Here is a 14172-nt window from a genome sequence, read left to right on the forward strand (position 1 = left end):
TCCGCGCAAGAGAACGTTCAAGGAAGCTCCTTGCCGAGGAGACAGCAGCCCGCACGACGGCGTTTCCTGTCGGGCTTTGGGCTCGCCAACTATATCATCGAGAAGCACACCAGACGCCTTCCGAGGTTGGAGTCAGACAGTATGGTGCAAGCGCCGGCGGACAGGCTCGTCATCTACGATATCGACTACTCGGAGTTCATGGAGAACCGAGCGTTCGACGCGGCCTTGATGAGCCAGTATCCGGGTGCCGGTGCTATTGCAGCGCTATCGGCGCGCCTTGCGCAGTCGGGTGTCGGGATGGTCACCGCCGATGCGTATCTCGCTGGCGGTACCGACTCGCGCGAAGCAATCGTGCTCAGCAACGAAGTCACGCGGTTCACGAGAACGCTGCTTTTCGAGCGCGGGCTTCGCGGCGCAGTCTGTGTGAGCGGGGAATCCCCCATCGTCGCGTGGCGCTTCTACCAGGGGCTCCCCGAGTTCTCGTCGTGGTTCAACCACATGGTGCTGTTCCCGGGCGCACGAGCCATGGCCAGCGGGAGCGCCGCGTTCCATGACTTCTCGTGGCCCTACTCCGATCTCACTCCCATCGAGCCCGACCCATGGACCGAGCGCAAACTGCTGGCCGTCGTCAGCGGCAACAAGCGAGCCTTCGGGTGGCCCCGACCAGCCTTCGACCTCGCGCACCCGAAGCCGTCGGCGGGCCGCTGGTACCGCGCATGGCAGGCGCGCAGCGCGCAGTGCAAGAATCTCTGGATGCAAAGCGAGCTCTACCTGGAGCGGCTCACCGCGATCAGGCACTTCGGTGGTTCCGATGGGTTCGACTTGTACGGCAGGGGGTGGGACCAGCCGACTTCGGGCGCCGATCGTGAGACCCAGACCGCTATCGGGCGATCCTATCGTGGCGAGATTCCGCCGCACGACAAGGTTCGCGTGCTTCGCGGCTACCAGTTCTCGCTCTGCTTCGAGAACACGGCATTCCCTGGCTACATAACCGAGAAGATCTTCGACTGCTTCGTGGCTGGAAACATACCCGTGTACCTGGGGGCACCGGACATCGCGGACTATATTCCGCGCGATACCTACATCGACTTCCGCGACTTCCCTGACTACTCCACGCTAGAAGAGCACCTGAGGAGTATGACCGGGGAAGGGGCGCAGCAGCACCTGGCGGCCGCTCGGGACTTCTTGGCGTCTACGCGGAGCGCTCGCTTCTCACAGGAGAGTTGCGTCGAAGTGCTCGCCGACCTGCTGCTCGGATGCTTCGAAAGATGATTCGGCTGCGTAAGCCGACGGGATGGGCCACGGGGAGCCGAATGGCTCCTTCGGGCTAGCGCCGGGGCTGAAAGACGCGCCTGACAGCGCTCAGCGCAGGCCTCGCCGACTCGAACGCACGGCCTAGCCCCATCATCCGCGCCAAGGCCCCGACACCCTGTCCGTTGAGCGATCTCCAGCGGAACAGACCATCAGCCCGCTCACGCGCAACAAGCTCTCGCAATGAGCCGTTGTTCTCACGAGCGGTCACCGAGTGCACGTGCAGCAGGTAGTTGGTGGCGTGACGCGCGAGCAGGTCCGCATCCCCGGGCATGGGGGCCTCAAGCAGCACGTCACGGTAGTAGTGCATCAGCGCAATCGCCTGATCGTCAGTCAAGTTGGGATCGTGGGTGTCTTGCGCTGCGTGAAGCCGGTAGAGGACCAGTGGCTCGCGGATCAGGGCCGTGCTTCCCGATTTCGCCACCTCGAGAAGATAGGGGCGATCCCCGACGATGTGGAACCTCTCCAGTTCCGCGACGTACGATTCGGCCTTCAACAGCGCGGAACTTCTGTACATGGTCGACCCGAAGTGAAGCATGGTGTCGTCCATGATCCATCGCACGAGAGACGCCCGCTCCACGTGCAGCTCAACGGCTCCGGCGACGCCGCTCCACGTCTCGACGGGCGGCTCCAGTCCATCGGCGAACGCCTGGCACTCCGCCGCAATCCACGCCGCGTCGGCGTGCTCCTCCAGAAACCCGAGTTCCCACTCCACCAATCGTGGATGCATGATGTCGTCGTCATGAAAGACCATGCCGAACTCAGTGCGGGAGCATATCTCACGCGCCTTCGTCTGGTTCGGTCCCGAGCCGATGTTGCTTTCGTTGCGGATGTATTCGATGCCCAACGACGAGAATCGCTCCAACACCTGCGAGTAACTGCTGAGGCTCCCGTTGTCGAGCACCACGAGATCGAAGTCTCTGCGCGTTTGAGTCTCGATGCTGGCCAGAGTATCAGCCAAGAACTGCGGCCGCTCATACGTCGGAATGACGATCGTCAGTGGATTCAACCTGCTGGTCCTCGGAGACATCGCACGGGAATCGGACGTGCACGGCATTGTCGCACAACCGCCTGACTCGCCCCCTGCGGCTAGACGCGGGGCACGGCGTAGCACACGGTATCGTCAATCTCGCGGCTGTGGTGTCGCAAGAATAGGTCACTGCCGGGCGCAAGCCGTCTGATGAGCAGGGGAATCGTCCACAGGTCAGCGGGGAGGTGGTAAGCCGACACCGCCAGTTTGGGCGTGGCGCTCGAGAGCAGTCCAGCCGCCCCGAGAAGGGCGTCCGACTCCGAGCCTTCGATGTCCATCTTGATCAACGACGGCGCAGGGCGACCGGCGAAGTAGTCGTCTAGGCCGACCACCGGAACCTCATCGCCGCCCGGCTCGTCGTCTCCGAGCAAACGCGAGTCCGCTCCGGCAGTGCTCAAGAGACGCGCGCTGCTCGTGTGACGCCCCAGGCCCGCGCGCACGGCAGTGATGCGCTGAGGGTCCGTCGCGGCGACCTGTGCCAAGCGATCATAGCTCGCGCCGTCCGGCTCGAAGGCATAGTACGCGTCGAACTGTCCCGACGAGCACTGCAAGAAGGACTCGAGCGTGTCGCCGACATAGGCGCCCCCATCAACCACGACTTCATCGGCGCTCAGATCGTAGACGCCCGCCCCGAAGTAGACCGTCTCGGCCGACCCGATCTCGTCCAAGAGGTCCTTCTCGAGGCTAAGGTAGTAGCGGAGCTTGGACAGAAACACACGGCGTGACTCGTCGTCCGAGAACAGCGCATAGGCGGCCTCGATAGCCGTCCGATTGGCACCACTCGTCGCCGCATCGAACGCGCCTTGGTATTCGCGGCTCACGAACACATCCGGCAGCCGTAGGTTCAGATAGCCGATAGGCACAACCGCCTCGAGGCCACGAACCGTCAAGTCTTCGCAGATTGCGGAGTCGTGCATCGCGCTGGCCACAAGCACCACGTCGTCCGTGTGTACAGTCGCGATCTCCGCCGGCGAAAGCACCGGCAGCCCGTCGATCTCTTCGCCGTGCAGTGTTGGGTCACTGTCGCCGAACGCAACCACCTTCACGCCCATCTTCAACAAGCGAGCGGCGGCTTTCCTCCCCATGGATGCCGCCGGGTAGACGACCGTGCGGCGATTCCCCGCCAGCACCTCGTCGAGAACGCGGTAGCGCTTGTCCAGGGCCACTCGCCACTCTCGCGGATCGAGGTCAAGCAGAGCGGCAAGCTCAACGGGTGCCCCTGCAGCACGCTCATTGCGTCCGGCCAACGGGTCGGCGCTCATGGCGTCCGCGGCGACAGGCGCTCGCCCACCATCAACATGTCGCAACGCTCGCTGCACTTGAGACCACGCGTGACATCGATGTGGTCCTGACGAAACGTGCGATATGCATCGCCATTCCAGATGTCAGCCAAGCTCTGGCTACCGGCGTCGCCCAGAACGATCTCGTTGTCGAAGTCCTCCATGCACATACAGACCTCGCCGTTCGACTTCACCGTCATGGACATCCACGGGTGCTTGCAGCACTCGCTCCAGTGCACCGATTGCGTGCCGTGGAAGTCCTTGCGATACCACTGCTGATCCTCGCTCTTGAGATAGAGGTACACGTCCCGACCGCGAAACGCTTCCTCGAGCTTGCGGTAGTCGTCCTGCTGGTTCTCCCGGTTGAGATCGAGCATCGTGATGACGATGACGGTCGAGTAGCCGCGCTCCTGCTTGAGCTCCAGCAACCGGAGAATCTGCTCGTAGCTGCGCGAAAAGTCGGATGCCTCTCCGCGAATCGCTTTGTGCCGCTCGTCGTCGACACTCTCGATCGAATACTTGATGTAGCCGAGCCCGTTCTCGAACATCTCCACGGTGCGATCCATGTCGATGTTTGCGGGGTTGCAGCTGAAGTACGACTCAAGCCCGGCATCTGACAGTAGCTTGACGTAGTGAGCCATGTTTCGATCGAGCAAAGGGTCACCGTAGCCGTGGAGTTGAATGACCCGCGGGATGATGAGCAGGAAGAAGTGGTTCTCGCTCACGTCACCGGGGTGAATACCGTACGTCTCCGCGACGAACTGCTCCCATCGGCTCCAGGTCTCTGCCGGGAAAGGCCTGAGCTGCTCCACGAGCTTCTCGAACAGTTCGGGCTTCATCGTCTCAATATCGCGCGTCATCATCGTCGTCCGCGGGCACATGGCGCAGCGCATGTTGCAGGCGTTCGTGGTCTCTATGTTGTACACGATGGGGTCGAGACTCCGGTAGCTCTCCAAGGCATCACGCAAAGCCACCGGATCGTGCAGCTCCCCAGCCTGAGCGCTCCTGAGAAGGTCATGTGATTTCATGTAGAACTCGACGTCGTACACTCGGCGCCTCCTTGGCGACGTGTTCGTTTAGGGCACTGTGGGCTTTGCCGCAGCTTCACCCGGGTAGATCACCGTCTCGACCACACCCGAAGCCTGTGAGCGCAAAGCAGCGAGCGCCACAGCGAGGCTCTGTGCCGCCTCGACGGCGGGGATGCGCGGCGCCTCACGACCCGCTAGACACTCCAGGAAATGGGCCATTTCGGCAAGGAACATCTCATTTCGATCGTAATCTCTCAGACTCTCATCCACAACGCACAGACCGTCGGTATCCCAGGCACGCAGGTGCGCCGCAAGCAGGTCCAGATGCAGCCTCCCACGCTCCATGATCAGTTCGATCTGGCGTATCGGCGGTCGCCGCGCGTAGGTCTGCTGAAGTTGCACGGGCACAGCGCGACCATCCATCAGGCAGGGCCACAGCGACACCGATGTGTCGTCCACATCCACTTCGAGACTGCTGAGGTGACCCCCGACGCTGTACACCTGCGAGGGCCATCCCAAGATCCACCCCAGGCAGTCTATATCGTGAATCTGCGTGAGCAGCACACCCCCGCCCAGGTCGCGACGCGCAGCGTAGCCTGTCCGATAGTCCTCATAGGGGTGCCAGTCAGGCAAGTACTCACCGTAGGTCGATGCAGCGGACAGAACGGGTCCGAACTCGCCCCCGTGGACAATGGTCCTCAGCCGCTCAAGAAGCGGATGAAAGCGAAGCTGAAAACCGACTAGGACGGGCATTCGGCTCTCTGAGGCCGCCGCGAGAAACTCCGGCACCCCGTCCCAGGAATGGCCGAGCGGCTTCTCGAGAAGAAGGCCGCATCCGGCCTTCACAACGGCGCGCGCGGTGGCGATGTGCATGCTCGTAGGGTTGGCGACTACGACGCCGTCGGGACGCTCCTCGAGTGCGCGGTCCAACTCATCGAAAACGCGGATACCCAGGCTCTCTTCCGGCAAGACACCGCTCTGGGGCTGCATCGAGTCGGAGAGCGCGGACCCCCCGCCGCGCCGACGCACGGCTGAGATTTCTACGCTATCGCCCAGAAGCCTGCGTAAGTTGCGAGCGTGCCGCTGTCCCGCGGCGCCGAGGCCGACGATGAGGATATGCATGCGTCTAGTCCGGAATCGGCGGAACGATCATGTTGCTCAGGAACTCGCCCCGTGGCAGAAACGGAAACATGTCCTCAAGCGGTCGCGACGCCATGCTTCCGTCGGGACGCTGGTAGGATGCCACACGCGGTTGCCGCGGTTCATCCGGGATTGCAACCACCCGGCAGATACAGGGTCCCGGAGCATCAAGTACGCGGCGAATGCCGTCCGCCACATCAGCTTGGTCGGCTATCTCGTCCGTCGGAAGGCAATAGGCCTCCGCGAGAGCGAGGACGCTCGGGAGGGTGAGGCCGCTCTCCGGATGCGCGCCGACGAGACGGTCAAAGTAGGCCGACTGTGCGCAGACAATCGATCCGTAGCCGCCGTTGTCGATGACGAAGACCTTCAGGGGCAGCTGCAGCCGCGCCACCACTTCCAGCTCGTGGGAGTTCATCTGGAAGCCGCCATCGCCCTCGACGCAGACAGTCTGCTGGCCCCCCGAAGCCAAACAGCCTCCCGTGGCCGCGGGCAGACCGAAGCCCATGGCACCCAATCCTGTCGTCAGGTACACGCGCTGTCCGGCCTTGGCGGCGTAGGACAGCAGGAACATCTCCACAGAGTTGCCGGAGCTCGCGGGTACCACCAGCGCGCCCTCGGGAAGCGCCTCGCACAGCGACTGGGTGAAGGTGTACATGCTGACTGGGCCCGTGGCCGGCAGCTCCCTGTCAACGAGCGGGTACGCCTCTCTCCAGGCGGCACACTGCGCGATCCACGAGTCCACCGACGGCAACGTCCGGCTGCCCAACTGACGCAGGAGTTCGTGGATGAACTCCTTTGCGTCAGCGCACACGCTCAGATCAAGATGGGGCTCGATCTTGCCGATTTCCGCACTATCGATGTCCACCATTACCTTGCATGCACCGCGGGCAAGCCGATCCGGCGCGAAGGCGGTACACACCAGATCGAGCCGAGCGCCTATCGAGAGGAAGAAATCCGAGTTCTGTAGCGCGAAATTGGGCGCGCGCGGCGCCATGGAGCCGGGACGACCAACCAACAGCGAGTGATCGTCGGGAACGAGGTCAAGCGCCGGCCACGTCAGCCCGAAGGGAGCTCCTGCGGCGTCCACCAGCTGCCGCATCTCCGCCTCGGCGCCGGCGAGACGAACGCCATTGCCGAACAGCAGGAAGGGGCGTTCGGCCGCCTCGAACAGGTCGAGTGTCTTGCTCACCAGTTCCTCGAGCGCGCCGGCGCCCACCACTTCGGCGCCCCTCAGTGGCTCGTAACCGACAAGAGTCGATTCTTCAACCGCCGCCCCTTGCACATCCAGGGGAATCTCCAGCCACACCGGACCGGGACGCCCTGAGGTGGCGAGGTGCACTGCCTTCTCAAGATGGTGCCGAATCATCGTCGGGTCCATCACCGTCACGGCGTACTTCGTGATGGACGATACGATCGTCGGGAGGTCCAACTCCTGAGGGCCCCTGTTGCGAACGCCGGAATCGCCCTTCAGGTCAGCACGCTTGACTTGACCCGAGATCACGAGCATCGGCGTGGAGTCGAGCCAGGCTCCCGCGACACCGGTGAGGGTGTTCGTGCCTCCGGGACCTGCCGTCACAACAGCGACACCCAGACGATTGTCGTACTTGGCATACGACTCTGCCGCGATTGCGGCCGCCTGCTCATGCAGATGGGCTACGAACGTGATCTCGTCGCGCCCGCCGATCGAGTCATTGAGGTGCATCGCTGCCCCACCCACGAGCATGAAGACATGCCTGACGCCCTGGTCCACGAGAAACTGAGCGACGTAGTCTGACACCTTGATCATGGTGTCACCGCTCCCGATTCACATCGTGCTGGGCGACCACGAGGTCGAGGACCTCGCGCACTGCGCCCTTGCCGCCGGCAGCTTGTGTCACGTAGGCGGCCCTGGCAAGCGCCGCGGGGTGCGCGTCAGCGGGAGCACACGCGACCCCCGCGATCTCCATCGCGGCCAGGTCGATCACGTCGTCTCCGATGAAGCAGGTCTCGGCCAGCTCGATGTTGTGCGTTCGGGCGAAATCGCCCAGCGCGGCTGCTTTGTCGTGGCACCCGGCGAAGACATCGCCGATCTTGAGCTTCGCAGCATACCGATGGACGAGGGCCATGCCGCTCTGGCTCGATTCTCCGGAGACCAGCGCCACGACAATCCCCGCTTCGCGGGCAAGCGCGATTCCCGTGACGTCGGCGAAGCAGAAGCGTTTGAGTTCGACACCGTCGGCACCCCACAGGAACGTGCCGTCCGTGAGAACGCCGTCCACATCCATCGCCACTGCCCGAACCTGGCGGAACATGTCAGGTCTGATTGCGGAGGCGGGCGACGATAGGGAGCTCACGCTCGAGCACCTTCTTCTCCGGACTGCCGAGACTGGTTTCAACGAGTCGAATATCGCGAACCAACTTGGTGAGTCCGCTGGGCTCTAGCGATGCTGCCTGGTCGGAGCCCCACATCGAGCGGTCGAGCGTTATGTGCCGCTCAACAACACAGGCACCCAGCGCGACCGCAGCGACAGTCGATGCCAACCCCGTTTCGTGACCGGAGTAGCCGATGGGCACGTCGTACCGCTCGCGCAGCGTCTCCATCACGCGCAGGTTCAACTCGTCATAGCGAGCCGGGTAGGTGCTCACTGCATGCAGAAGTACGAGATTGTCCGTGCCGAGAATGTCCACTGCTTTGTCAATCTGCTCGATCGTGCTCATGCCAGTCGAGAGCATCACCGGCTTGCCGGTCGCACGCGTGCGCTTCAGTAGTGAGTCATCCGTGAGACTCGCAGAGGCGATCTTGAAGCACGGGAGATCGAACTGCTCCATGAACTCGACGGACGGCTCGTCCCAGCATGATGCTGACCACTGGATGTCATGCTTGCGGCAGTGCTCGTCAATCGCGCGATACTCCTCGATGCCGAACTCGACGCGCTCTCGATAGTCCATGTACGAGATGTAGCCCCAGGGCGTCTCACGCATGAGATCGCGCTGCGCCGCGGGCACGCAGATGCTAGGAGTTCGCTTCTGGAACTTGACCGCATCGCATCCCGCAGCCGAGGCGATTTGGATGAGTCGCTTGGCGATTTCGATATCGCCGATATGGTTGATGCCGATCTCCCCGATGACATAACAGGGGTGTTCCGGCCCGACCATTTTGTTTCCGACGGAGAGTGATTTCATGAGGCGGATAGTACCACACTCAGAGACTCGACTACCCGGCGCTCTGCGGCCAAAAGCCCCTACTTTCGGCGACGACAGACGGCGCCCATCACGTACGAATCCCTGCCACTGACCGTAACCGCGAAGGTCGTTCGCTCCTCGACCAGCAATCCAACGCCTTCCAGAAGCGCCGTCAGGGCGTCCTCGGTGTAGAAGTTCACATGCTCATGCCAGTGTCGCTTCGACAGGTACGCTGCTTCCGGGTCCACGGCTTCACGCACGACAGCCTCGTGCGGAACTTCGACCCACAGCGACGTACTAGGTCTCATCGCCCGCACGGCCTCAGTGAGGACGTCCTCGGGGAACGGCACGTGCTCAAGCACCTGGCTCACCACAACAAGGTCGTACTCATTGTCGATCGCCTCGTTCGCCGTAACGCGTTGAGCCCCGGTGATCACGGGCTTTTCGGAGATGTCGTAGACGTGATGAACCGCCACCTCATGCCTGAACGGCGTGTTCAGACCGGTGTCCCCACCCCAATCGAGAACGCCCTCGACCCGCCCGATGCGCTCACGAAGGAACTCCTCGACGTGGGGGATGTAGGAGTAGCCTCCCACCAGATCGTCGTTTCTTGCCTGATAGTCGGGCTCAAACCTGAGGCGCAGCGCCGTGTACTCTGCGTCTCGATATCCGTGATAGAGGGCCGCCAGTTCTTCGTCATCAAACCGGATGTCAAGGAATACCAAGCCGCAATCATTGCACCTCAGGGTGTTGCAGACCGAGTAGGCCATGCCGCACTTGAGATCGCGCATGTTCCACTCCGGCGTGATCTCAACTGGCTCCCATCCAAAGACGCGGCTGGCGACGAAGGGCATCAAGACAGCTGGCGTCCTGGAGAGTCGATTGCCGCCGCAGCACACACACTCCTTCGCGACACGCGGACGCTGTCTGGTACTCACGCTCGCCTCCTCTTCCGCTGCCACTCAATCGTCCGACTCACCGCTTCGCACAGATCCACGGTCTCTCTCAGCCCGAGTTCCTCACGCGCACGCTGCGTCGATGGCACGTAGCGGTCGCCGCCACCTCCGAGATTCTCGACGCGGGTGCCAGCGATCGACACCCGTGGTGCACTTTGAAACGCCGCGGCGACGGTGCGTGCGACCTCGGCGATGCTGTGACCGTGCTCAGACCCGACGTTGTAGGCGCGTCCGCTCTCGCCTGCCAGAAGAATCGTCCAGAGCCACGACGCGAGCTCGGCCGCGTACAAGTACGACCGTACCGGCGTCCCATCACCTCGAACGCTGATCGGACCGCCAGCAAGTCCGTCGCGGATGAAGTTGCCCACGGCGAAATGGGCGTCCAGCGGCAAGTGCGGCCCGACGAACGCGAAGCAGCGCGCAATCTTCACCGGCACCCCATGCTGAACCGCGTAGGTCGCACACAGTGTCTCCGCAAGACGTTTCGCCTCCGGGTAGGCCGAACCCGCAGCCAGCGGGTCGGGACCGCCCGGCTGCTCCTCGGAGATCAGTTCAAGGTCGCCCGGCTGGACCCCGTACACAGCTCCCGAACTCGTGAAGAGCACCCCGGAAGAGCCCCATGAGCGTGCGGCGTCGAGCACATTGCGCGTACCCCGCACGACCGTGTCGATCATGCGGAGCGGATCAGTCGCATTCTGTTGGGTGCTCGACTCGGCGGCTGCGTGAATCACGTGGGTGAACGGGCCAGCAGGGGCCTCGAAGTCGGTGACGTCGCCCTGAAGTAGTGATATCCCCGGATCCGAGGCGAGATGAGGCACCTTGGCAGCGAAGCGCTCAGGGTCGCGAGTGAGCACGACCGCGCTCGCATCAAGCGACAACACTCGATTCGCCCACGCGAACGACTCCAGCAGCCACGTCCCAACGAACCCTGTGCCTCCCGTGATGAAGATCCGAGCTCCACTGAGACTGCTCCATGCCTCGGCGGAAGACTCAAGGATGCCGTCGAGATCCGAGGCGAGCGGATTGGCGTCACCGGCGTCGCGCAGCATCAGATACGCACCGCCGAACGCAGGACTTTGACCATGTAAGCGAGCATCTCCTCGGTCATCCCGGGGTACACGCCGATCCAGAAGGCGTCTCGCATGATGCGATCGGTGTTGACCAGCTCGCCGACGACGCGGAAACCATCGCCCGATTCCCGCATGCGGTCGAACACCGGCTGGCGCACCATGTTCCCCGCGAACAGCATCCGGGTCTGGATCTTGGCGGCCTCAAGCGCTCCCACCAGCTCATCGCGGGACACAGGTGCGCCCTCATGCACCGTCATGAGATAGCCGAACCATGAGGGGTCCGACCCTTCAGTCGCCATGGGCATGATCAAGACGTCTTCGAGCGGCTGCAGCTCCTCTCGCAGGTACGCGTAGTTCTCCCTGCGCCGCGCCGTGAACTCCGGGAGCTTCTCGAGCTGCGCTACGCCGATCGCGGCCTGCATGTCAGTCGCCTTCAGGTTGAAGCCGAACTCCGAGTAGACGTACTTGTGGTCGTACCCCCTCGGCAAGGTGCCGAACTGCTGCGAGAAGCGCTTCCCGCAGGCGTTGTCTTTGCCCGACGGGCAGACGCAGTCGCGGCCCCAATCGCGCATCGACAGCATTATCTCTGCGAGCTGGTCGTTGTCCGTGTAGACCGCGCCGCCCTCGCCCATAGTCATGTGGTGCGGCGGGTAGAAGCTTGAGGTGCCGATATCTCCGAACGTGCCCGTCTTGCGCCCGCGGTACTCCCCGCCCAGGGCATCGCAGTTGTCCTCGATGAGCCACAGTGCGTTGGCGTCACAGAACGCCCGTACTGCGTCGATGTCGAACGGGTTGCCGAGCGTGTGGGCGAGCATAACGGCCTTGGTCCTTGGCGAGAGCGCCGCGTCAAGTTGCGTGACATCGATGTCGTACGTTCCCAGCGCCACGTCCACGAAGACCGGCACCGCCCCGAACTGGACGATCGGCGCAACGGTGGTCGGGAAGCCCGCAGCGACCGTGATCACCTCGTCACCCGGACGCATGGCGCGGTCGCCCAGCCAGTCGCTCGTTAACGCCGCGAACGCGAGCAGGTTGGCACTTGAGCCCGAGTTCACGAGCAGTGCGTGCTTGATGCCCAGATACTCGCCGAGCCCTGCCTCGAAGTCGCGCGAGTAGCGACCGTAGGTCAGCCAGAAGTCGAGTGATGAATCCACGAGATTCACGAGTTCGCGCTCGTCGAAGACCCTGCTCGCATATGCGACGCGACTCTCCCCGGGCACGAACACGGGTTTCGCGGCGAACTGCTCCGCATGGTACGCGCGGGTCAGCTCCAATATCTGCTGCCGGATGTCTTCGGCGCGATTGTTGTCGGTCACGCCACTTCTCCTTGCGCCCATGCGATGCCACTGTGTGCGGCGGCCGCTGCGTACGCCTCAAGGTCGGTCTCGACCAGCGCCGATGCGTCTTGCCCCGTAGCGTAGGCTCGGTACCACGAAGCGGTGCGCACGACCGTATCCTCAAAACTCCAGACCGGGCGCCACTTCAACACCTGTGCCGCTTTGCGAACGTCGAGCCGAAGAATCGCGGCCTCGTGCGGCTGCTCTTGAAGCTCGGGGGCATGCCAAGACCCCTCGCCCCATGTCGCGATGAGTTGGTCAACGACCTCACCCACCGTGCGAGCAGAGTCCGGGTCGGGTCCGAAATTGTAGGCGCCTTGCTCAGCTTCCTCACACCAGAGCGCTGCAGCCAGATGCAGATAGCCCGACAGGGGCTCAAGCACATGCTGCCACGGCCGAATCGAAGCTGGATTGCGAACGATGATGCTTGAGCCTGCCAACAATGCGCGCGCGCAGTCGGGCACAAGCCGATCTTCGGACCAGTCCCCGCCGCCGATGACGTTGCCCGCACGCGCCGTCGCGATTGCGGCGGTACCCGGGGTACTGAAGAATGATGCCCGGTATGAGGCCGTCAGTATCTCGGAGGCCGCCTTGCTGGCGCTGTAGGGGTCATGGCCTCCCAGAGGCCGGTCCTCACCGAATGGCTCACCCGTTTCAGAGTTCGCGTAGACCTTGTCGGTAGTGACATTCACCACTACCCGACAGTCGGCGCAGTCCCGAACGGCCTCCAGAAGATTGGCCGTGCCCATGACGTTGGTCTCGAACGTGTAGCGCGGCTGGGCATAGCTCCTGCGCACCAGCGGCTGAGCGGCCAAGTGAATGACGGTCTCGGGTCGGATTTCGGCAACCAGCGCCGCGATGCCCCCGGCATTCCGAATGTCGCCGATCCGGCTATCCACCAACTCGTGCAGTGCCAGATCGGCGAACAGCGACGGCGATGTATCCGGCTCGAGCGCATACCCGAAGACCTCAGCACCCAAATCAACCAGCCAGCGGCTGAGCCAGGAGCCCTTGAATCCTGTGTGCCCCGTGACAAGAACCCGGCGACCCGAGAACACCCCACCGAATGGTGCCACCTCTACCAAACCTTCCAGGGGGCCTCGCCGGACTCCCATAACGCTTCCAGCAGCTGTTTGTCACGTAGCGTGTCCATCGGCTGCCAGAAGCCGGTGTGCTTGTACGCGACCAGCTCCCCCGATGCCGCGATGCTCACCAGTGGCTCCTGCTCCCACATGGTGTCACTGTCCCCGAGGTGGTCGAAGATACCGGGCTCAAGCACGAAGAATCCGCCGTTGACCCATCCACCATCACCCTGCGGTTTCTCCTGAAACGACAGCACCGCCTGCTCGTGAGTGAGGTCCATCGCTCCGAAGCGACCGAGGGGCTGGACCGCCGTGACGGTGGCCAGTTTCGCGTTTCGCTTGTGGTACTCGATGGTGCCCGCGATGTCGACGTCTGCGACTCCGTCTCCGTAGGTGAGAAGAAACGTCTCGCCGTCAAGGTAGTCCTTGATGCGCCGTATGCGACCGCCCGTAGGAGTCTCGGCCCCTGTGTCGACAACCGTGACGCGCCACGGTTCATTGGCATCCTGGTGAATGATCGTCTCGTGCGTGCGTAGATCAAAGGTGACGTCACAGTTGTGAAGCCAGTAGTTCTTGAAGTACTCCTTGATCTGGTAGCCCTTGTATCCCGCACAGATGACGAAATCATTGATTCCGTAGTGGCTGTAGATCTTCATGATGTGCCACAGAATCGGCTTCTCACCGATCTCGGTCATGGGCTTGGGGCGCAGAACGGTCTCCTCGGACAGGCGCGTCCCGAGTCCACCGGCCAGAATGACGACCTTCATACCCGACTC

At 62.9% G+C, this 14172-nt stretch carries 13 protein-coding genes; 1 reads left to right on the plus strand and 12 read right to left on the minus strand.

The window, feature by feature from the left end; all coding sequences use genetic code 11:
• The first annotated feature begins 141 nt into the window (after positions 1 to 141).
• Positions 142 to 1272 (plus strand): glycosyltransferase family 10, encoded by a 1131-nt coding sequence (locus U1E26_00100; GenBank protein MDZ4168041.1) that lies wholly within the window; start codon positions 142 to 144, stop codon positions 1270 to 1272.
• A gap of 55 nt (positions 1273 to 1327) precedes the next feature.
• Here U1E26_00100 and U1E26_00105 read toward each other — a convergent pair whose 3' ends face one another.
• The 12 genes from U1E26_00105 to rfbF all read right to left on the minus strand — a co-directional run bounded on the left by U1E26_00105 (position 1328) and on the right by rfbF (position 14163).
• Entirely contained in the window at positions 1328 to 2320 is a 993-nt protein-coding gene (locus tag U1E26_00105) for a glycosyltransferase (GenBank protein ID MDZ4168042.1), read from the minus strand.
• Between the two features lie 80 nt (positions 2321 to 2400).
• Positions 2401 to 3603: an FkbM family methyltransferase gene (locus tag U1E26_00110; protein MDZ4168043.1), complete on the minus strand. Its 1203-nt coding sequence runs from the start codon at positions 3601 to 3603 to the stop codon at positions 2401 to 2403.
• Positions 3600 to 4670 carry an SPASM domain-containing protein gene (locus U1E26_00115; GenBank protein ID MDZ4168044.1) on the minus strand — a complete coding sequence of 357 codons (1071 nt, stop codon included), beginning with the start codon at positions 4668 to 4670 and terminating at the stop codon, positions 3600 to 3602. Before U1E26_00115 ends, U1E26_00110 begins: the two co-directional genes overlap by 4 nt.
• Before the next feature lie 27 nt (positions 4671 to 4697).
• Positions 4698 to 5771: a Gfo/Idh/MocA family oxidoreductase gene (locus U1E26_00120; protein ID MDZ4168045.1), complete on the minus strand. Its 1074-nt coding sequence runs from the start codon at positions 5769 to 5771 to the stop codon at positions 4698 to 4700.
• A gap of 4 nt (positions 5772 to 5775) precedes the next feature.
• Positions 5776 to 7575 (minus strand): thiamine pyrophosphate-binding protein, encoded by a 1800-nt coding sequence (locus U1E26_00125; GenBank protein ID MDZ4168046.1) that lies wholly within the window; start codon positions 7573 to 7575, stop codon positions 5776 to 5778.
• A 4-nt stretch (positions 7576 to 7579) separates the two neighbouring features.
• Positions 7580 to 8122, minus strand: a complete 543-nt coding sequence (locus U1E26_00130) for an HAD hydrolase family protein (GenBank protein MDZ4168047.1) — start codon at positions 8120 to 8122, stop codon at positions 7580 to 7582.
• Positions 8082 to 8924 carry an N-acetylneuraminate synthase family protein gene (locus U1E26_00135; GenBank protein MDZ4168048.1) on the minus strand — a complete coding sequence of 281 codons (843 nt, stop codon included), beginning with the start codon at positions 8922 to 8924 and terminating at the stop codon, positions 8082 to 8084. The genes U1E26_00130 and U1E26_00135 overlap by 41 nt, the downstream gene beginning before the upstream one ends.
• Positions 8925 to 9010: 86 nt before the next feature.
• Complete coding sequence (locus U1E26_00140; protein ID MDZ4168049.1) at positions 9011 to 9889, minus strand: class I SAM-dependent methyltransferase; 879 nt, start codon at positions 9887 to 9889, stop codon at positions 9011 to 9013.
• Positions 9886 to 10956, minus strand: coding sequence for an NAD(P)-dependent oxidoreductase (locus U1E26_00145; protein ID MDZ4168050.1), 1071 nt, complete (start codon positions 10954 to 10956; stop codon positions 9886 to 9888). The genes U1E26_00140 and U1E26_00145 overlap by 4 nt, the downstream gene beginning before the upstream one ends.
• Positions 10956 to 12293: a lipopolysaccharide biosynthesis protein RfbH gene (rfbH, locus tag U1E26_00150; protein ID MDZ4168051.1), complete on the minus strand. Its 1338-nt coding sequence runs from the start codon at positions 12291 to 12293 to the stop codon at positions 10956 to 10958. Before rfbH ends, U1E26_00145 begins: the two co-directional genes overlap by 1 nt.
• A complete protein-coding gene (gene rfbG, locus U1E26_00155; GenBank protein MDZ4168052.1) occupies positions 12290 to 13390 on the minus strand; it encodes a CDP-glucose 4,6-dehydratase in 1101 nt (366 codons plus the stop codon). The genes rfbH and rfbG overlap by 4 nt, the downstream gene beginning before the upstream one ends.
• A gap of 2 nt (positions 13391 to 13392) precedes the next feature.
• The gene (gene rfbF, locus U1E26_00160; GenBank protein ID MDZ4168053.1) at positions 13393 to 14163 is read right to left on the minus strand and encodes a glucose-1-phosphate cytidylyltransferase; all 771 of its coding nucleotides are present in this window, start codon (positions 14161 to 14163) and stop codon (positions 13393 to 13395) included.
• Positions 14164 to 14172 lie beyond the last annotated feature (9 nt).

Source organism: Coriobacteriia bacterium (genome assembly GCA_034370385.1).
Taxonomy (GTDB): Bacteria; Actinomycetota; Coriobacteriia; order Anaerosomatales; family PHET01; genus JAXMKZ01.

Excerpts from the sequence above, each read along its gene's own strand:
- U1E26_00120 (MDZ4168045.1), bottom strand. The coding sequence starts at position 5,771 with ATGCATATCCTCATCGTCGGCCTCGGCGCCGCGGGACAGCGGCACGCT.
- U1E26_00125 (MDZ4168046.1), bottom strand. The coding sequence starts at position 7,575 with ATGATCAAGGTGTCAGACTACGTCGCTCAGTTTCTCGTGGACCAGGGC.
- rfbF (MDZ4168053.1), bottom strand. The coding sequence starts at position 14,163 with ATGAAGGTCGTCATTCTGGCCGGTGGACTCGGGACGCGCCTGTCCGAG.
- U1E26_00100 (MDZ4168041.1), top strand. The coding sequence starts at position 142 with ATGGTGCAAGCGCCGGCGGACAGGCTCGTCATCTACGATATCGACTAC.
- U1E26_00135 (MDZ4168048.1), bottom strand. The coding sequence starts at position 8,924 with ATGGTCGGGCCGGAACACCCCTGTTATGTCATCGGGGAGATCGGCATC.
- U1E26_00145 (MDZ4168050.1), bottom strand. The coding sequence starts at position 10,956 with ATGCTGCGCGACGCCGGTGACGCCAATCCGCTCGCCTCGGATCTCGAC.
- U1E26_00110 (MDZ4168043.1), bottom strand. The coding sequence starts at position 3,603 with ATGAGCGCCGACCCGTTGGCCGGACGCAATGAGCGTGCTGCAGGGGCA.